Annotated in this window: 18 protein-coding genes; 6 read left to right on the top strand and 12 right to left on the bottom strand. The window is 63.7% G+C overall.

Going from position 1 to position 17,064, the window contains the following annotated elements:
- The 3 genes from ACTJKL_RS08650 to ACTJKL_RS08640 form a co-directional block, all read right to left on the bottom strand.
- The gene (locus ACTJKL_RS08650) at positions 1-591 is read right to left on the bottom strand and encodes an NAD(P)H-dependent oxidoreductase (protein ID WP_411932544.1); all 591 of its coding nucleotides are present in this window, start codon (positions 589-591) and stop codon (positions 1-3) included.
- Positions 591-2,171 (bottom strand): exodeoxyribonuclease VII large subunit, encoded by a 1,581-nt coding sequence (gene xseA, locus ACTJKL_RS08645; RefSeq protein ID WP_440852691.1) that lies wholly within the window; start codon positions 2,169-2,171, stop codon positions 591-593. Before xseA ends, ACTJKL_RS08650 begins: the two co-directional genes overlap by 1 nt.
- 134 nt (positions 2,172-2,305) lie before the next feature.
- Complete coding sequence (locus ACTJKL_RS08640; RefSeq protein WP_440852690.1) at positions 2,306-3,097, bottom strand: helix-turn-helix domain-containing protein; 792 nt, start codon at positions 3,095-3,097, stop codon at positions 2,306-2,308.
- Positions 3,098-3,223: 126 nt separating this feature from the next.
- On the opposite strand from ACTJKL_RS08640, the gene ACTJKL_RS08635 reads away from it, so the two are divergent.
- The gene (locus ACTJKL_RS08635) at positions 3,224-3,634 is read left to right on the top strand and encodes a hypothetical protein (protein WP_440852689.1); all 411 of its coding nucleotides are present in this window, start codon (positions 3,224-3,226) and stop codon (positions 3,632-3,634) included.
- A gap of 45 nt (positions 3,635-3,679) precedes the next feature.
- On the opposite strand, the gene ACTJKL_RS08630 is transcribed toward ACTJKL_RS08635, so the two are convergent.
- Positions 3,680-4,666, bottom strand: coding sequence for a Gfo/Idh/MocA family protein (locus ACTJKL_RS08630; RefSeq protein WP_275599952.1), 987 nt, complete (start codon positions 4,664-4,666; stop codon positions 3,680-3,682).
- Positions 4,667-4,883: 217 nt separating this feature from the next.
- Here ACTJKL_RS08630 and ACTJKL_RS08625 point away from each other — a divergent pair, with 217 nt between their 5' ends.
- A complete protein-coding gene (locus tag ACTJKL_RS08625; RefSeq protein WP_440852688.1) occupies positions 4,884-5,834 on the top strand; it encodes an aldo/keto reductase in 951 nt (316 codons plus the stop codon).
- Between the two features lie 16 nt (positions 5,835-5,850).
- Here ACTJKL_RS08625 and ACTJKL_RS08620 read toward each other — a convergent pair whose 3' ends face one another.
- Together ACTJKL_RS08620 and ACTJKL_RS08615 are read right to left on the bottom strand one after the other, a co-directional pair.
- Positions 5,851-6,483 carry a hypothetical protein gene (locus tag ACTJKL_RS08620; RefSeq protein ID WP_275599951.1) on the bottom strand — a complete coding sequence of 211 codons (633 nt, stop codon included), beginning with the start codon at positions 6,481-6,483 and terminating at the stop codon, positions 5,851-5,853.
- A 38-nt stretch (positions 6,484-6,521) separates the two neighbouring features.
- Positions 6,522-7,292 carry an SDR family oxidoreductase gene (locus tag ACTJKL_RS08615; RefSeq protein WP_440852687.1) on the bottom strand — a complete coding sequence of 257 codons (771 nt, stop codon included), beginning with the start codon at positions 7,290-7,292 and terminating at the stop codon, positions 6,522-6,524.
- A gap of 221 nt (positions 7,293-7,513) precedes the next feature.
- On the opposite strand from ACTJKL_RS08615, the gene ACTJKL_RS08610 reads away from it, so the two are divergent.
- Positions 7,514-8,005 (top strand): YciE/YciF ferroxidase family protein, encoded by a 492-nt coding sequence (locus ACTJKL_RS08610; protein WP_018093900.1) that lies wholly within the window; start codon positions 7,514-7,516, stop codon positions 8,003-8,005.
- A 33-nt stretch (positions 8,006-8,038) separates the two neighbouring features.
- On the opposite strand, the gene ACTJKL_RS08605 is transcribed toward ACTJKL_RS08610, so the two are convergent.
- Complete coding sequence (locus ACTJKL_RS08605) at positions 8,039-8,929, bottom strand: LysR family transcriptional regulator (RefSeq protein WP_018093899.1); 891 nt, start codon at positions 8,927-8,929, stop codon at positions 8,039-8,041.
- A gap of 185 nt (positions 8,930-9,114) precedes the next feature.
- On the opposite strand from ACTJKL_RS08605, the gene ACTJKL_RS08600 reads away from it, so the two are divergent.
- Together ACTJKL_RS08600 and ACTJKL_RS08595 are read left to right on the top strand one after the other, a co-directional pair.
- The gene (locus ACTJKL_RS08600; protein ID WP_275596955.1) at positions 9,115-10,110 is read left to right on the top strand and encodes an aldo/keto reductase; all 996 of its coding nucleotides are present in this window, start codon (positions 9,115-9,117) and stop codon (positions 10,108-10,110) included.
- A gap of 151 nt (positions 10,111-10,261) precedes the next feature.
- On the top strand, positions 10,262-10,621 hold the full coding sequence (locus ACTJKL_RS08595; RefSeq protein ID WP_100669838.1) for a nuclear transport factor 2 family protein: 360 nt from the start codon (positions 10,262-10,264) through the stop codon (positions 10,619-10,621).
- Positions 10,622-10,833: 212 nt separating this feature from the next.
- Here the strand turns inward: ACTJKL_RS08595 and pheT are convergent, their stop codons facing one another.
- From pheT to infC, 5 genes are all read right to left on the bottom strand, one after another.
- Positions 10,834-13,260 carry a phenylalanine--tRNA ligase subunit beta gene (gene pheT / locus ACTJKL_RS08590; RefSeq protein WP_440852686.1) on the bottom strand — a complete coding sequence of 809 codons (2,427 nt, stop codon included), beginning with the start codon at positions 13,258-13,260 and terminating at the stop codon, positions 10,834-10,836.
- Positions 13,261-13,294: 34 nt separating this feature from the next.
- Positions 13,295-14,377 carry a phenylalanine--tRNA ligase subunit alpha gene (pheS, locus tag ACTJKL_RS08585; protein WP_004435478.1) on the bottom strand — a complete coding sequence of 361 codons (1,083 nt, stop codon included), beginning with the start codon at positions 14,375-14,377 and terminating at the stop codon, positions 13,295-13,297.
- A 143-nt stretch (positions 14,378-14,520) separates the two neighbouring features.
- Positions 14,521-14,925, bottom strand: coding sequence for a 50S ribosomal protein L20 (rplT, locus tag ACTJKL_RS08580; protein WP_004435481.1), 405 nt, complete (start codon positions 14,923-14,925; stop codon positions 14,521-14,523).
- 36 nt (positions 14,926-14,961) lie between these two features.
- Positions 14,962-15,165: a 50S ribosomal protein L35 gene (rpmI, locus tag ACTJKL_RS08575; protein WP_004435490.1), complete on the bottom strand. Its 204-nt coding sequence runs from the start codon at positions 15,163-15,165 to the stop codon at positions 14,962-14,964.
- Between the two features lie 240 nt (positions 15,166-15,405).
- On the bottom strand, positions 15,406-15,942 hold the full coding sequence (infC, locus tag ACTJKL_RS08570) for a translation initiation factor IF-3 (RefSeq protein WP_014527030.1): 537 nt from the start codon (positions 15,940-15,942) through the stop codon (positions 15,406-15,408).
- 217 nt (positions 15,943-16,159) lie between these two features.
- Here infC and ACTJKL_RS08565 point away from each other — a divergent pair, with 217 nt between their 5' ends.
- Positions 16,160-17,011 carry an alpha/beta hydrolase gene (locus ACTJKL_RS08565; RefSeq protein WP_440852685.1) on the top strand — a complete coding sequence of 284 codons (852 nt, stop codon included), beginning with the start codon at positions 16,160-16,162 and terminating at the stop codon, positions 17,009-17,011.
- Positions 17,012-17,064 lie beyond the last annotated feature (53 nt).

Below are 17,064 nucleotides of genomic sequence, written 5' to 3'. Positions count from 1 at the left end.
TCAGATCCGGCTCACCAGAGCCCTCACACGCTGGAGATGGCGCTTCCGCTTCGCCTCCGTCACCCGATCCATGTCGTGCAGAGTGAGCATGCGGAAGTCCAGCCCCTTGCCGCAGAAGGCGGCGATGCCGCGCTTCAGCAGCCGCCGCACCGGATTTCCCATGTAGAGATGCACGACCCACCAGGGGGATCCGGTACTGGTCAGCGCCCAGAACAGCTTGATGTTGCCGAGGCGAGGAATGATACGGCCGCCCGCCGCATCATGGTCGAAAGCGACCCCGGGCGCAAAGACGCGATCGAAGAAACCTTTGAGGATCGCCGGAAAATTGAACCACCATTGCGGAAAGACGAGCACGAGTCCGTCCGCAGCCCGCAGCCGATCGATCCAGCGCGATACCCCGGAGGCGTCGTAACCTTCATCGAAATAGCTGCCCCGCTCGGCCACGGTCAGCCGCGGATCGAAGCCTTCGCGATAGAGGTCGAGCAGATCGACCGTATGGCCTTTGGCCTCGAGCGTCTCCCTGGCCACGCGCGCGACACTCGCAGCGAAGCTCTCTTCTAGCGGATGGGCGAGCACCATCAGGATATGCATCAGAAGAGGCTGCCCTGATTCGTCGGCTCGCCGGAGCGCGCAAGCCGCTTCTTCGGTGACTGCGGCGGAGTGCCGTCCTCGCCGGCGACCGCCGCCACGCGGCCATCGGCGAATTCCAGCGAAAGCGCCATCCCGGGATGCACGGCAGCTGCCTGTTTCACCGGCTCGCCCGCGGCATCGCGCACCAGCGCGAAGCCCCGCTGCAGAACGCTGTGATAGGAGAGCGACTGCAGCACGCGGTCCTGCGCCGAAAGCGCGCTTTTCATCCTGCGCAGATCGGCGGCGATCGCCGCATCCCCACGCCTGCTCAGGCTGGAGACGCGATCCGATGCGCGATGAACCTGGCCGATCAGCCGTGACGGCAGAACGCGGAGCGAGGCATCGGCGGACGAAATGCGCTGAGCGCCACGTTGAAGCTTGCGCTCGACGATGCGCTCGGCCCGGTTTACGGCATCTAAGACGCGCTGGCGCCGATCGACGATCCTAGCGGTCAGGAGCTCCGGCCGGAGATGGGCCGCATTGCGCTCGAAGCTTCGCCGCTTGTTGGCCGTGTTCATCTGCAGGCCACGGCCGAGTCCGGCGGCCGCCTCGTCGAAGCGACGCCGCGGCAGGGCAAGCAATTGGTCGAGCGAGGGCAGCGCCCGTGCAAGCGAACGCAGCGTCTGGCGGCGATTGTCCATCTGCCGCGCCGCGGCGCCCTTGAGCCGGGCTGCGAGACCGGCGAGCTGGGCCTCGAGATCGGCCTTCACCGGTACCGCGATCTCGGCCGCACCGGTCGGCGTCGGCGCCCGCTGGTCGGCCGCATGGTCGATCAGGGTCCAGTCCGTCTCGTGACCGACGGCCGAGATCAGAGGGATGGCGGAAGCCGCCGCGGCCCGCACCATGGCCTCGTCGTTGAAGCACCAGAGATCCTCGAGGCTGCCGCCGCCGCGCGCGACGATCAGCACGTCGGGCCGAGGAATGGCGCCGCCCGGCTGCAGCGCGTTGAAACCCTCGATCGCGGCCACGATCTCCTCGCAGGCGCCGTCGCCCTGCACGCGCACCGGCCAGACGATGACATGGACTGGGAAACGGTCGGCAATGCGGTGCAGGATGTCGCGGATCACAGCCCCGGTCGGCGAGGTCACGACGCCGATGACCCTCGGCATGAAAGGCAGCGGCCGCTTGCGGCCCGCATCGAAAAGCCCTTCCGCGGCAAGCTTACGCTTGCGTTCCTCGATCAGCGCCATCAGCGCACCTGCACCCGCGGGCTCCAGCGAGTCGATGACGATCTGGTACTTGGACGAGCCGGGGAAAGTCGTGACCCGGCCGGTCGCGATGACCTCCATCCCCTCCTCCGGCCGGAACTTCAGCCGCGCGAAGGTGCCCTTCCAGACGACCGCGTCGATGCGGGCGCGGTCGTCCTTCAAGGCAAAATACGCGTGGCCCGACGAATGCGGACCGCGATAGCCGGAAATCTCGCCCCGCACCCGGACATGCTCGAAGGTCTGCTCGATCGTGCGCTTGATCGAGCCGGACAGTTCCGACACCGAATATTCGGCGACGTTGGAGGGAGATTCGGAATCAAAGAACGAAGTCATACGTCACTTGTAGCCGACAGCGCGGCGAAGATCAGCAGCAAGGCGCGTTTTTCTACATCGTTTCCCGTCCGTGTGGAATGGTGAAAACGATCTGGAGCAATTCTGGAAGAGTGTGCGCCTCTCCCGATATTGCTCTATTGGACGTCGCGCCCGCCCTGCCCGAAGAAGCGCCGGGTCGCGTCGTCGGCCGGAAAGAAGGATTCGATCAGAACGCCCTCGACGAGCGCGTCCTGAGTCGAGCCGAAGGTCGAAAGCGTCGTGATGAAGCTAAGCGACGCTTCGCCGACGCGCAGTTCGATGGGCAGCACCGGCAAGCGGTCCGTCGCCGGGAAGTTCTCGATCGCCATTGCCACCGCCGGGTCGGCAACCAGCCTGTCCAGGCTTCGCTGCAATGGGCTGCGCGGCCCCTGCAGCCACGCCTCCATGCGAACCCGCTGAACGAGATCGGCTGCGGCGGCTTCCCAATTGACCACGAGACCGCGGACCTTCTCCGCACCGAGAAAGCCGTCGAGGAAGTTCTCCCCCGGCTTGAACGGAACGCCCGTGGCACCGACAAGCGCGTCGAAAGCCGGGTTGGTCAGCAGCACCGTATACTGATGGTCGAAAACGAGGCCCGGATAGGGATCGTGCCGGTCGAGCATCAGCCGGATGGCATGCGCGACAGCCGGAGGCATTGCATCGAGACCCGTCGCGGGCCGCGCCGCAACGCGCGGCCGGTAGCCCGCCGCGGTGAAGAGCGTGCCCTGTTCACGCGCGGGGACGTCGAGAACCGAGGCGAGCCGCAGGATCATTCCCTCGGACGGCTTGGAGCGGCCCGTCTCCAGAAACGAGAGATGGCGCGCGGAAATGCCCGCCGCCATGGCGAGGTCGAGTTGGCTCATGCGGCGATGTCCTCGCCATTCCTTCAGGCGGCTGCCGAATTCCATCTTTATCTTCCCTGTTGCGGGGGCAGCGTCGCCCGAACGCGGCACAAAATCCATTACCTCGGAGGTAATTGGTTTAATGACCGCTCTGGTCCAGCATCTGCCCATCGACAACCGATGGAGACAGATATGTTCGACCTTTCCACCCGCTCTCTTCTCAACAAGACATTTCTCGCCGACGGCATCTTTTCGCTGATCGCCGGCTCGGCTCTCCTCGCGGCAGCGCCACCGCTTGCGGCGGTCGTCAGTCCCGCCCTGTCGCCTGCGGTGATCATGGCGGTTGGCGCTGGGCTCCTCGTCTGGGGCGCCTTTCACCTTGCCGCCGCCAGAAAAGAAGGGCCGAGCGCCCTCGCAACGCGGATCAGCATCGCCGGCGACATACTCTGGCAGGTCGGAAGCCTGGCCATTCTTGCGTCTGCCTATTCGGCCTTGACGATCGCAGGACTGGCGCTGATCGTCGTGGCCATGGTGGGCGTCGCCGACTTTCTCTTCTTCAAGATGCGGGGCGCCTCTCAGGCACGGCTGCTCCAGGCAGCATGAATGGGGTCGGCCCGGCGCAATGGGTGCCGGGCCTATCCTTTAGCTTCAGACGGGCTCCCAGCCGTCTTTTTCGCTGGCGCGGTAGATCGCGTCGATGAACATCTGGTTCAGGCGCGAGTTTTCCAGCGTCACCACGTCCTCCGCTTCACCTTTCGCAGCACGTGCGAAGGCCTCGGCCTCGAGCTTGTACTGACGCGCATCCTGGAAGCGGAAGAGCTGCGACTGGCCGTGGTTCTGGTTGGTCAATTCCACCTCTTCCCGGCCGTAGCGATCGGCATTGAAGGGCGATTTCACCTCGATGTAGCCCTTGTCGCCGTGGAAAACCATGACCTGGCGGGCGGCGAGCTGTGTCGAGATATAGAAGCTCAGCTCGAAATCGCCGAAGTCGGCACGAACGCTCGAATAGATGTCGGTGCCGAATTCCGGATCGCGCTCGGTACTGGCCTGGACGCGCAGCGGCTCCCTGCCGGTCGAAAACCGGGTCGTGATTGCCGGATAGACGCCGATATCCGGCAGACCGCCGCCGCCGAGCGAGGGGACGTTGCGCATGTTGCCGGGATCGCGGTTGTAATAGGTGAAGGCGCCCTGGACATGCCTGAGGCGCCCGATGGCACCTTCCGCTATGAGCGAGCGCACCTTTCGCCAGACGGGGCTGTAGGTCACCATATAGGCTTCCGAGATCAGTACCTTGTTGCGCTCGCGCGCCGCGATCACGGCGTCGATCTCTGCGGCCTTGAGCGCCAGCGGCTTCTCGCAGAGCACATGCTTGCCGGCATCCGCCGCCTTGATCGCCCATTCGACATGTTGCGACGTCGGCAGCGGGATATAGACGGCGTCGATCGTGTCGGAGGCGAGCATCTCCTCATAGGAGCCGAAGGCATGCGGCACGGAAAAACGGTCGGCCATGGTCCTCGCCTTGGCGAGATCGCGGCTTGCGATCGCCGTGACGACGCAGTTCTCGGCGTCCTGGATGGCGGGTACGACGAGCTCGCGGCCAATCTTGGCCGTCGACAAAATTCCGAAACGCAGCATGAGGCAGACTCCTTTTCGTGCGCGGCGCGAAGGACGCGCGACATTCCCCTGGGTCACTAGCTGCGCCGAGACTATCCCCGAGGTACGTACCTAGCAAGCCGTGGCGAGGTCAGAAAAACCACGAATGCCGGTGTCATTCGATGGCGAGCTGGCCTATGTTTTTGCCGCAATCCTCCCCATCGCAGCTTGTTTTCATCCAACCACATGGAGCGAAACCATGAAAATGCGCAGACTTGGCCGTACCGGCCTCTCGATTGCCCCGCTCGTCTTCGGCGGCAACGTCTTCGGCTGGACCGCGGATGAGAAAACGTCGTTCTCGCTTCTCGATGCCTTTTTCGATGCAGGTTTTAACGCCGTCGACACCGCCGACGTCTATTCCTCCTGGGCGCCGGGCAACAGAGGCGGCGAGTCGGAAACGATCATCGGCAAATGGCTGAAGCAATCCGGACGCTCGCGCGACAGCGCCGTCATCGTCACCAAGGTCGGTTCGGACCTCGGACCCGACCGCAAGGGCCTCTCGCGGCACTGGATCATGCAGGCAGTCGAGGAATCGCTGAAACGCCTGCAGACCGATTATATCGACCTCTATCTCTCCCACTGGCCGGACCCCGACACACCCTATGAAGAGACGCTTGCCGCCTACGATGCGCTTCTCTCCCAGGGCAAGCTGCGGGCGATCGGCGCATCGAATCTCGATGCGCAGCAGATGCGCGACGCTCTCGACGTCGCGGCGGCGAACGGCCTGCCCCGCTACGACGTGCTGCAGCCCGAATACAATCTCTACGACCGCGCTTCCTATGACGGTCCGCTACGCAATCTCTGCATCGCCGAGGAGATCGGCGTCATCACCTATTTCAGCCTTGCGAGAGGCTTTCTTTCCGGCAAGTACCGCTCACACAAGGATCTGGAAGGCTCCGCTCGCGGCGGCGGCGTCGAAAAATATCTCGACGGACGCGGCATGCGGATTCTCGGCGTCTTGGATGAAATCGCCGAGGAGACCGGCGCGAAACAGGCGGAGATCGCGCTGGCCTGGATCATCGCCCGCGACGGCGTCACCGCACCGATCGCCAGCGCCACCAATGCCGACCAGCTGGCAAGTCTGGTGAGATCGGCGGAATTGACGTTGCCGGAAGAGGCGATAAGACGGCTGAACGAAGTGAGCGAATAGAGGGGATTTGCCCTCGTCAGGAAGACCCGCCCCCGGCCGCAAGCTTCGGAAACCCTGGGTAAAGTTGCGCATGACTGCCCTCGTGGTTGGCCATGCCGGGCCTGGTCAGCAGCCCGCGCGGCTCGGCGTAGCTGCTGATCCTGCGGCGCGGCCTCTCGTGCCACTGGATGTTGAAGGCCCAAAGCTTGGGAAAAAAGCAGAGCGAGGCGTAGGGAAGGTGGTCGTGAATCCACCAGGCCAGGCTCTGCCAGCCGCCTTCGTGACGTTCCCGGTCCCAGACCCAGGGAATGGCGATGCAGGCGGTGGCCCCCATGCAGCCCTCCGCATCGCGCATGTCCCAGATATGGTCGGCGGCCGTTGCCGCATTCGTCGAGCAGTTGAGCCTGTTGGCGTTGCCGAAGGCGTTCACGGCACGGTTTCGGTAGCCCGAGCGGATGTGCAGCCGACCGAAGGTCGCCTCGAGCGGTTCCAGAAGTTCGCCGCACAGTTTCCGTCCGGCCTCGATCGCCAGTTCCGGATCGTCGGGGATATTCGGAATCCCGTAGAACTCCGCGATCTCGGAGTGAAGGAAATCGCGCAGGAAAAAGTTCTTCGAGAGGCGTACGCGCCCGAGGTCTTCAAGCGATTTCATCGACCCAGGTTTCTTCATGCTTCCCTGCTTTCAGTTGCTGTGCTCACGCTCTGCGCTCACGCCTTCGCCACCGAAGCGCCGCCGTCGGCCAGCAGCGCCGCGCCGGTCACGAAGCTGGCACCGTCCGAGGCGAGATAAAGCGCCGCTTCGGCGATTTCCTCGGGTCGCGCAATGCGCTTCAATGCGTGCAGCCCTTCCACGAAACCGCGCGTCTCGGGCGCCGCTCCCGGGAGGTTCGCGAAATTGGCGGGCGTGTCGGTGCCGCCGGGCAGCAGCGCGTTCACGCGGATGCCGCGCGCGCCAAGCTCGACGGCCAGCGCCTGCACCAGCCCGATCAGTCCCGCCTTGCTCGCCGCATAGGGGGCGACCCCGGCAAAACCGGCCGTGTGGCCGACGAAGCTCGAAGTGAAGGTGAGCGAACCACTGCCCCGCGCCACGATTGCCGGAACCTGATACTTCACCGCCAGGAAGGCGCTCGTCAAATTGGTATCGAGCGTCTCGCGCCAGCCTTCGACGCTGAGCGACGAAATCTCTCCCATCGCACCGAGCGCCCCGGCATTGTTGAAGGCGGTATCGAGCCCGCCGAAGCGGCGCACCGCCAGTTCGACCAGCGCCTCATGCAGGGCTTCGTCGCGCACGTCGCCGGCAAGCGCTGCCGCCTCGCCGCCCTCTCGGGCAATCTCGTCGGTAAGCTCCGCAAGCGCATTCTCGTTGCGGGCGGTGACCACGACCTTTGCCGCCTCGCGCGCAAAGAGCAGCGCGGCGGCGCGGCCGATACCCGAGCTTGCGCCGGTGACGATCGCGATCTTACCTTCCAGTCTCGACATGATTCTTCTCCATCCGATTGCGTTGACGGCGGGACCATTGCCGATGCGCCACGCTGCAACCACCCGATTTCCGCCTGAAGTGAAACGGACACCCTTCGCGAAAGCGACGAATTTGACCCGCGTCTCATGCGCTTTTTGCAGTCGCGAGGAACAAATCTTCGCCCTTTGCTGTTGATTGCGGGTCGAAGGCAACACGAAGCAGACGAGGAAGGAAACCCGAAATGGCCAAAGAAAAAACGCTGGACGACCTGTTCCACGATACGCTCAAGGACATCTATTATGCCGAGCGGAAAATCCTGAAGGCTTTGCCGAAGATGGCACGCGCTGCCCAGGCCCCTGAGCTGAAGGCCGCGTTCGAGAAGCACAAGGAGCAGACCGAGACCCATGTGGAGCGGCTGCAGCAGGTATTCGAAATGATCGGCAAGCGCCCGCAGGGCAAGACCTGCGAGGCGATCGAGGGCATCGTCGCCGAGGGCGAAGAGATCATGGACGAATTCAAGGGCACGGCCGCGCTCGATGCGGGCCTCATCTCCGCCGCGCAAGCGGTCGAGCATTATGAAATCTCCCGCTACGGCACCCTGAAGACCTGGGCAAAGACCATCGGTCTCAAGGATGCGGTATCGCTGCTCGACGCGACTTTGAAGGAAGAAGTCGTCACCGACGAGGACCTGACGAAACTCGCGATGGCCCAAGTGAACAAGAAGGCCGCGTAAGCCGTCACGACGGCCGGCGCTCCCCGCCGGCCGTCACCCGCTGTGGCGGAAGAAATCGATGAAGGCCCGGAGCGCCGGACGCATCAGCCGGCGGGTCGGATAATAGAGGAAGGGGCCCGCATAGGGCGCGCACCAGTCCTCGAGCACCCGGACCAGTTTGCCCTCACCTACATATCCGCTGACGCGCGGCTCGAAGAGATAGGCGAGCCCCGCACCGCCGATCGCGGCCTCGATGATCGGCCGGTCCTCGCCCAGAATGAGCGGGCCGTTCACCGAAACGGTCAGTTCCTCCCCCTCTTTCTCGAACTCCCAGCGATAGAGGGTGCCGTTGGAGAAGCGGCGGCGGATGCAGCGATGGCCCGCCAGATCGCGCGGGTGCCGCGGCCGCTGGAAGCGCTCGAAATAGGTCGGTGCGGCGACGACCGCGCTTTTCAGCTCCGGCCCGACCTTCACCGCGACCATGTCGGCCTCCAGGCTCTCGCCGAGCCTGATGCCGGCGTCATACCCCTCCTCGACAATATCGGTGAAGCCGTCCTCATTGGCGATTTCGAGGACGATGTCCGGATAGCGCCCGAGGAAGTCGCCAAGGCGCGGCGCCAGAATGAGGTCGGCTGCAAAACGAGGGGCGGTGACGCGCAGTTTTCCGGCCGGACGATCGCGCGCCTCCGCCGCCCGCTGCAGCGCCTCGGCAATGTCGTCGAGCGCCGGCCGCAGCCGCTCCAGCAGGCGCTTTCCCTCCTCCGTGGCCGCGACGCTGCGCGTCGTGCGCGCGAGGAGACGAACGCCGAGGCTCGCTTCCAGACTGCCCACGGCGTGGCTGACGGCAGATGGCGCGATGCCGAGTTCCTTCGCCGCCCCGCGAAAGCTGCCATGGGCGGCGACGGCGGAAAGGACGGCCAGTTGGGAGAGCTGTGTGCGGTTCATTGATCGAAATAATAGAACAGCCCGTGAGAATTGACAGAGATTTTCAACCGGCCGCGCGGCACCTATCTTCGCCTTGTCGTCGGGCCCGTGCCGAAAGGCTCAGTCCAGCGATATGCTTCTCCATCTTCTTCGCGAACGCCGTATGCCACCCCGCAGGCCGCGCGTTCAGCCCGAAAGGAAATCCAATGAAGACCCGCAAGCTCGGCAATGAACTCACCGTTTCGGCCGTCGGCCTCGGCTGCATGGGCATGAGCTTCGCCTATGGCGAAGCCGACGAGAGCCAATCGATCCGCACGCTACACCGCGCCATCGAACTCGGCGTCGACTTCTTCGATACGGCGGAAGTTTATGGGCCTTATGAGAACGAGAAGCTACTGGGCAAGGCGCTGAAGAGCCGGCGAGACCAGGTGGTGATCGCCACCAAGTTCGGTTTCCGCATCGACCCGGGCAAACCCGCCGCCGAAGCGATCAAAGGCGTCGATGGCCGGCCGGAAAATGCGAAAGCCGTCGCCGAGGCCTCCCTCAAGCGACTCGGGACGGACGTCATCGACCTCTATTACCAGCACCGCGTCGATCCCGCCGTGCCGATCGAGGAAACCGTCGGCGCGATGGCGGAACTGGTGAAGGAGGGCAAGGTGCGCGCACTCGGGCTTTCCGAGGCAAGCGCTGCCACCATACGCCGTGCCCATGCCGTGCATCCGATCGCAGCGATACAAAGCGAGTATTCGCTCTGGTCGCGCGACCCGGAACAGGAGGTGCTCGACACCTGCCGCGAACTGGGGATCGGCTTCGTGCCCTATAGTCCGCTCGGGCGCGGCATGCTGACAGGCACCATCCGCAAGGTCGAAGATCTCGCTGCCGACGATTTCCGCCGGTCGCTGCCGCGCTTCCAACAGGAGAACTTCGAGGCCAACGCCGCGCTGGTCGCAACCCTCGAAAGGCTGGCCGCGGAAAGAGGCGTGACGGCCGCCCAACTCGCACTCGCCTGGGTGGTCAACCAGGGAGATGACATCGTTCCGATCCCGGGCGCGCGCAGGATCGAGCATCTGGAGCAGAACGTGGCTGCCGCCGGAATCGTCCTCACCGACAGGGAACGCGCCGAACTCGGCGAAGCGCTCTCTCCAACGCTGGTCGCTGGAAAACGCTATTCCGATGCGTCGCTGGCACTGACGAACAGGTGAAGACCCGACCGGCAGCGTCGAAGTCCTGGAGGGCATCGCAATTCCATTGCGATGTCCTACCTATGAGAAGATGTCCGCCTTCGTGGGAACAGGAGCGGCCTGCGGGGCGGATAGCCGCGTCTGTCACCGCTCCGGAAAGGAGGAAAAAACCATGTCCGAAGAGCAGGCCATCAGCGCGGTCGTCCATCTTTATGTCGACGGCATGGCCTTCGCCAACGAGGGGGCTTTGCGCAAGGCCTTCCATCCGAGCGCATCGATCGTCGGCAACGCAGGAGGAGCCGTCGAGTGGCAGACACGCGACGCCTTCATCGCCTCCATCGTGAGGGAAGGCGCGGCGTCCCCGGATACGCAGCCGCTCATGGAAGTGGAGATGGTCCACATCACCGGCGACGTCGCCAGCGTGAAGGTGATCGATGAATTCGCCGGCGCGCGCTATTCCGATTACCTGTCCTTGCTGAAGGTCGACGGGCGATGGCTGATCGTCAACAAGGTCTGGCACCGGCATGGCTAGTTGCGCGTCTCATAAGACGCGGCGGCGCTGTAGGACTTTTCGGAGGACTGCAATCTCTCCTTTTTCCTCATCCCTATGCTCGTCACAGGATGAGAGCAGCGCCGCGTCTGCGGCGCGGGAAGCGTTCGTTCAGCCCAAGGAGTTGGGCTGGCTGGATTCCTGTGACAAGCACAGGAATGAGGAAACCAAACCGGCTCCCCCTCACCTATTCATCAAGCGCGCAGCACGCCCCCGGTGCTCTTTGCCACGTTGGCGACGATGCGCGAGGTCAGCGCCTCGAAATCCTCGTCGGTCAGGGTGCGCTCTACCGGCTGGATCGTTACCTCGATCGCTACCGACTTCCTGCCCTCGCCGAGAGATGCGCCTTCGAAGACGTCGAAGACGTTGACGGCCGTAACCAGTTTGCGGTCGGCGCCGGACGCGGCCCTGACGATCGCAGCGGCCTCGACCGCCTTGTCTACGACGAAGGCGAAGTCGCGTTTGACTGCCTGGAAGGGCGAAAGCTCCAGTGCCGGCTTGGTGCGGGTCGTCTTCTTCTTCGGCTCCGGCATGGCATCGATATAGATCTCGAAGCCTGAAAGCGGCCCGGAGACGTCGAGGGCGTCCAAGGTCTTCGGGTGGAACTCCCCAAAAGCGCCGAGCACGGTCTTCGGGCCCAGCTTGATCGTTGCCGAGCGGCCGGGGTGATACCAGGCGGGACCGCCGGCTTCGAACTGGACATTGGCCATCGGCACGCCGCAGGCCTCGAGCACGGCGATGGCATCGGCCTTCGCGTCGAAGACATCGACCGGCTTGCCGCCGCCCTTTACGGCGTTCGACCACGACCGGCCGGTGCCGTTGAGCGATGCGGTGCCGCGGCGGATGCCGCCGGCGACGCGGCGCTGCGCCTCGGGCGTGTCGCCCTCATAGATGCCGGAAACCTCGAAGATCGCGACATCGCCGTAGCCCTTGTCGGCATTGCGCTGCGCCCCGGCCAGGAGGCCCGGCAGGAGCGACGGCCGCATGTCCGACATGTCGGCGGCGATCGGATTGGCGAGCTTCAGTTCCGGCCGGCCGCCGCCGAAGAGTTTTGCATGCTCTTCCGGGATGAAGGACCAGGTGACGGCTTCGAGCATGCCGCGGCTTGCGAGCGCACGCCGCGCCTGGCGCGTGCGGATCTGCAGCACCGTCAGGATCTTGCCGTTGACGGCATTGTGGCTTGCGAGCGGCGCGGCGACGATGTTGTCGACGCCATGGATGCGCATGACCTCCTCTACGAGGTCCGCCTTGCCGTCGATGTCCGGCCGCCAGGAAGGGACGGTTACCGTCAGGCGTTCGCCGGAGCCCTCGACGCCGAAGCCGAGCTTCCTGAGGATGGAAACGCTCTCCTCGGAGGAGACCTCGAGGCCGGTCAGGCGCTTGACCTCCGAGACCGGGAAATCGAGGGACTTTGGCTCGTGGCCCTCATAACCGACGACGTCCATCTTGGCCGCGGTACCACCGCAGAGCTCCAGCACCAGTTCGGTCGCCCGTTCGAGGCCAGGCGCCATGTATTCCGGATCGACGCCGCGCTCGAAGCGGTAGCGCGCATCGGTGATGATGCCGAGCGTGCGGCCGGTCTTGGCGATGTTCATCGGATCCCAGAGCGCCGATTCGATCAGCACGTCGGTCGTCGCCTCGTCACAGCCGGAATGCTCGCCGCCCATGATGCCGCCGATCGACTCGACGCCTTCTTCGTCGGCGATCACCACATTGGCGGGCGACAGCGTGTATTCGCGCGTATCGAGCGCCAGCACCTTTTCGCCTTCCCTGGCACGGCGGACCGTCAGGTTGCCCTCGACCTTCGCCGCGTCGAAGACATGCAGCGGCCGGCCCTGGTCGAAGGTCAGGTAATTGGTGATATCGACCAGCGCGTTGATCGGGCGGAGGCCGATGGCAGTCAGCCGCTGGCGCATCCAGGCGGGGCTCGGGCCGTTCTTCACGCCGCGCACGAGGCGAAGCGCGAAGCCGGGGCAGAGATGCCTGTCCTCGCCGAGATCGAGGCGGACCTTGACGGGCGTCTCGCCTTCCACGGCGAAGGACGGCGCCGGCCGCGTCTTCAAGGTGCCGAGACCGGATGCCGCGAGATCGCGGGCGATGCCGTGGACGCTGGTGCAATCCGGCCGGTTCGGCGTCAGGTTGATTTCGATGACCGGGTCGTCGAGGCCGGCATAGGTCGCATAGCTGGTGCCGACCGGCGCGTTCTCGGGCAGATCGATGATGCCGGTGTGGTCGTCGGAGATCTCCAGCTCCTTTTCCGAGCACATCATGCCGCGGCTTTCGACGCCACGGATGTTGCCGACGGAGAGCGTCACGCCGATGCCGGGCACATGGGTGCCGGGCGCGGCAAAGGCACCGACGAGGCCCTTGCGCGCGTTCGGCGCGCCGCAGACGACCTGCACCGGCTCGCCGGAGCCGGTGTCGACCATCAGCACTCTGAGCTTGTCGGCATTCGGGTGCTGCTCGGCGGAGATCACCCTGGCGATGACGAAGGGCTTGAACGCCGCCTTGTCGTCGACATCCTCGACTTCCAGCCCGATCATCGTCAGGCGGGCGCAGATTTCCTCGAGCGAGGCGTCGGTTTCCAGATGGTCCTTCAGCCAGGAAAGCGTGAACTTCATGATGTCACCTGTGTCCTTTGATTTTCTGCGCGGGTCACGCCGAGAGGCCGCCGAAGAGCGTCGGCATGTCGAGCGGGCGGAAGCCGTAATGGGTCATCCAGCGGACATCGGCATTGAAGAAGTCGCGCAGGTCGGGCATGCCGTATTTCAGCATGGCGATGCGATCGAGGCCCATGCCCCAGGCGAAGCCTTGATATTCGTCCGGATCGAGGCCGCCGGCCCTGAGCACGTTCGGATGCACCATGCCGCAGCCGAGAATCTCCATCCAGTCCTTGCCCTCGCCGAACTTGACGATCGGGCCGGAGCGGTCGCACTGGATGTCGACCTCGAAGGAGGGTTCCGTGAACGGGAAGAAGGACGGGCGGAAGCGCATCGTCACCTGATCGACCTCGAAGAAGGCCTTGCAGAATTCCTCGAGCACCCAACGCATATTGGCGACATTCGCCGTCCTGTCGATGACGAGACCTTCCACCTGATGAAACATCGGCGAGTGGGTCGCGTCGGAATCCTGGCGATAGGTCTTGCCCGGAATGATGATGCGAATTGGCGGCTGCCCGGCCTCCATCGTGCGTATCTGCACCGGCGAGGTGTGCGTGCGCAGCACCTTGCGCTCACCCTTCTCGTCGGGCGCGAAGAAGAAGGTGTCGTGCATCTCGCGGGCCGGATGACCTTCGGGGAAGTTCAGAGCCGTGAAGTTGTAGTAGTCCGTCTCGATATCCGGCCCCTCGGCAATCGAGAAACCCATGTCGCCGAAGATCGCGGTGATCTCGTCCACGATCTGGCTGATCGGATGGATGCGGCCGCGCTCGGCCGGCGAGGAGCGGACGGGCAGGCTGATGTCCACCGTCTCGCGCGCCAGCCGTTCGGCGATCGCCGCGTCCTTGAGCGCCGTCTTGCGGGCGGAGATCGCCTCCGTCACCGTGTTCTTCAGCGCATTGATGCGCGCGCCGCGGGTCTGGCGCTCCTCCGGGCTCATCGAACCGAGCGTCTTCAGCAGTTCCGAAATCGATCCCTTCTTGCCGAGCGCGCCGACGCGCACCGCCTCGATCGCCCCCTCGTCGGCGGCGGCGTCGATTTCCGCCAGCAAGGTCCGTTCCAATGTTTCCAGTTCGCTCATTCTGTCCTGCCTCGATGCGGTTCGTGTATCGGTTCGACACTTCGGCGGTAGGATCGCCGCGAGCCGAACAAGAAAAACCCGCGCCAGCCCTGCCAGCGCGGGTTTCCCAACAATTTCAGAAACGGTCTTGGGAAAACGCTGGCTTAACGGACAGCGCTTTCAAACTCGTTTGCCGTGCCGGCTTCCTTGAGATAGGCGAGCGCCTTCTTGGAAGCTTCGACCAGGGCGCCGAATGCTGCCGGCTCATGGATTGCCATGTCGGACAGGACCTTGCGATCGACTTCGATACCGGCCTTGTTCAGACCGTCGATGAAGCGGCCGTAGGTAAGGCCGAATTCGCGGACGGCAGCGTTGATGCGCTGGATCCAGAGCGCGCGGAAATTGCGCTTGTTGACCTTGCGGTCGCGGTAAGCAAACTGCTTGGAACGATCCACCGCTGCCTTGGCGGCGCGGATGGTGTTCTTGCGGCGGCCGTAGAAGCCCTTGGCTGCCTTGAGCGTCTTCTTGTGCTTGGCGTGGGAGGTTACGCCGCGTTTTACACGTGCCATGTCATGATCTCCTTAAAATCCAAATCGCCAGACGTCTTAAAGACCGTTAGGCAGGTAGTTCTTGACGACCTTCTTGCCATCGGGCTCAGCGAGAACCATGGTTCCGCGCGCGTCGCGAATGAACTTGTTGGACCGCTTGATCATGCCGTGGCGCTTGCCAGCAGCAGCAGCTCGAACTTTGCCGGTTGCGGTGATTTTGAACCGCTTTTTGGCAGACGATTTCGTCTTCATCTTGGGCATTTTGCTACTCCATTGTTCTTGATATGCGAAACAGGCAGACGAGGCCCATTTCCAGCGTTAAGAACGGCCACGGCATGCCCTGCCGGACCGTTCGGACGGGGGCTTATAACCGCACATCCCGGAAAAGGCAAGCGGTCCGGAGGTCGCTCGCACGTAAGCCTTCCCAAAAAGGAAAGCCGCCCCACGAACTCCTCCCGGGGCGGCTTCACCAAGCGTGTCTGGTCTGTCAGGCTCCGCCGATCACTTCGGCGCAAGAACCATCATCATCTGGCGGCCTTCGAGCTTGGGTTCGGCTTCCACCTTGGCGATTTCCTGGGTGTCGTCCTTGACCTGCATCAGAAGTTTCATGCCGAGTTCCTGGTGGGCCATTTCGCGGCCGCGGAACTTCAGCGTCACCTTGACCTTGTCGCCTTCCTCGAAGAAGCGGTTCATGGCCTTCATCTTCACCTCATAATCATGGGTGTCGATGTTGGGGCGCATCTTGATTTCCTTGATCTCGACGATCTTCTGCTTCTTGCGCGCCTCGGCGGCTTTCTTCTGGTTCGCGTATTTCAGCTTGCCGAGGTCGAGGATCTTGCACACCGGCGGATCGGAGTTCGGTGCGATCTCTACGAGGTCGAGACCGGCCTCGTCCGCCATGCGGAGCGCCTGGTCGATCGGAATGCTGCCCAAGTTCTGGCCTTCGGCATCGATAAGCTGAACCCGGGGGACCCGGATTTCCTTGTTTGCGCGCGGTCCTTCCTTGACTGGAGCGTCCGCTTTGAAGGGTCTGCGAATGGTCGTACTCTCCTCGAGCTATTGATAGTAGATATTCGGTCAAACGGTCAGCGCGATCTCAAACAGAAGCGCTTGAAACAGTCACTGACGGCAATGTGTGAATTGCGGCTCCAGAGTCAATAGCATGGCCCGCAATGAAAATCATCCTCTGTCGATGCCCGAAAGAATCTGTTTTAGAAGGAAATCCGTCATTATCAGGCCTTCAGGGAGTTACTCGATGTCGACCACGCCGGCTGAAACCGAGATCACACGGATCGAAGTGGGAACGGGAGATGCGGCCAGAAGCATCGCCATGCGTATCTTCCGCGCCGGAAATCCGTCGGATGTCCAATTGAAAGACCGGCAGCATCCAGGCCATCCGGCGCTCGTCTGGCTCGGCGGCTACCGATCCGATATGACCGGAACGAAGGCGGTGGAGGTCGAGCGGCACGCGCGCGAGGCCGGCACCGACTGCATTCGCTTCGACTATTCGGGCCACGGCGCGTCGGACGGCGACTACAGGGATGGTACGATCTCGCGCTGGGTCGAGGAGAGTCTCGCCGTGATCGATCACGCCGCGACGGCGCGCATGATCCTGATCGGTTCCTCCATGGGTGCCTGGGTCGCGCTGCGCCTTGCCGAGAAGCTCAAAAGCCGCGCCCACCTTGGGGAGGGTGGGGTCGCCCGCCTCTGCGGCCTCGTGCTGATCGCCCCGGCCCCCGACTTCACCGCCGAGCTCATCGAGCCCAATCTTACCGATGCCGAAAGGACCGCGCTCGCCGAACGGGGTTATTTCGAAGAGCCATCGGAATACAGCCCCGAACCCAATGTTTTCACCCGCGCGCTGATCGAGGATGGCCGCAACAACCTCGTCATGAAAGGGCCGATCGAAACCGGCTGCCCGGTGCACATTCTCCAAGGCATGCGCGATCCGGACGTCCCCTACACGCATGCCCTCAAACTGATGGAGCACATGCCGGCTGACGACGTCGTCATGACCCTGATCCGCGATGGCGACCACCGGTTGTCCCGCGAGGAGGACATTGCCAAATTGAAACAGGCGATCGACGCCATGCTGACCAAGGCCTGAGCGCACGACTAGTCCATCCGGCCTAATCAAAATTCCCTGATATTGCTTCGCAA

Origin of the sequence: Sinorhizobium sp. 22678 (assembly GCF_052044265.1) — a bacterium.
GTDB classification, from domain to species: Bacteria; Pseudomonadota; Alphaproteobacteria; order Rhizobiales; family Rhizobiaceae; genus Sinorhizobium; species Sinorhizobium meliloti_A.
The sequence above is the reverse complement of the archived record's forward strand: the minus strand, read 5'-3'. Positions and strand labels throughout refer to the sequence as shown.

Bases quoted from the DNA above. Each gene is read 5' to 3' on its own strand.
- ACTJKL_RS08650 (WP_411932544.1), bottom strand. From the start codon at position 591: ATGCATATCCTGATGGTGCTCGCCCATCCGCTAGAAGAGAGCTTCGCT.
- xseA (WP_440852691.1), bottom strand. From the start codon at position 2,171: ATGACTTCGTTCTTTGATTCCGAATCTCCCTCCAACGTCGCCGAATAT.
- ACTJKL_RS08640 (WP_440852690.1), bottom strand. From the start codon at position 3,097: ATGGAATTCGGCAGCCGCCTGAAGGAATGGCGAGGACATCGCCGCATG.
- ACTJKL_RS08635 (WP_440852689.1), top strand. From the start codon at position 3,224: ATGTTCGACCTTTCCACCCGCTCTCTTCTCAACAAGACATTTCTCGCC.
- ACTJKL_RS08630 (WP_275599952.1), bottom strand. From the start codon at position 4,666: ATGCTGCGTTTCGGAATTTTGTCGACGGCCAAGATTGGCCGCGAGCTC.
- ACTJKL_RS08625 (WP_440852688.1), top strand. From the start codon at position 4,884: ATGAAAATGCGCAGACTTGGCCGTACCGGCCTCTCGATTGCCCCGCTC.
- ACTJKL_RS08620 (WP_275599951.1), bottom strand. From the start codon at position 6,483: ATGAAGAAACCTGGGTCGATGAAATCGCTTGAAGACCTCGGGCGCGTA.
- ACTJKL_RS08615 (WP_440852687.1), bottom strand. From the start codon at position 7,292: ATGTCGAGACTGGAAGGTAAGATCGCGATCGTCACCGGCGCAAGCTCG.
- ACTJKL_RS08610 (WP_018093900.1), top strand. From the start codon at position 7,514: ATGGCCAAAGAAAAAACGCTGGACGACCTGTTCCACGATACGCTCAAG.
- ACTJKL_RS08605 (WP_018093899.1), bottom strand. From the start codon at position 8,929: ATGAACCGCACACAGCTCTCCCAACTGGCCGTCCTTTCCGCCGTCGCC.
- ACTJKL_RS08600 (WP_275596955.1), top strand. From the start codon at position 9,115: ATGAAGACCCGCAAGCTCGGCAATGAACTCACCGTTTCGGCCGTCGGC.
- ACTJKL_RS08595 (WP_100669838.1), top strand. From the start codon at position 10,262: ATGTCCGAAGAGCAGGCCATCAGCGCGGTCGTCCATCTTTATGTCGAC.
- pheT (WP_440852686.1), bottom strand. From the start codon at position 13,260: ATGAAGTTCACGCTTTCCTGGCTGAAGGACCATCTGGAAACCGACGCC.
- pheS (WP_004435478.1), bottom strand. From the start codon at position 14,377: ATGAGCGAACTGGAAACATTGGAACGGACCTTGCTGGCGGAAATCGAC.
- rplT (WP_004435481.1), bottom strand. From the start codon at position 14,925: ATGGCACGTGTAAAACGCGGCGTAACCTCCCACGCCAAGCACAAGAAG.
- rpmI (WP_004435490.1), bottom strand. From the start codon at position 15,165: ATGCCCAAGATGAAGACGAAATCGTCTGCCAAAAAGCGGTTCAAAATC.
- ACTJKL_RS08565 (WP_440852685.1), top strand. From the start codon at position 16,160: ATGTCGACCACGCCGGCTGAAACCGAGATCACACGGATCGAAGTGGGA.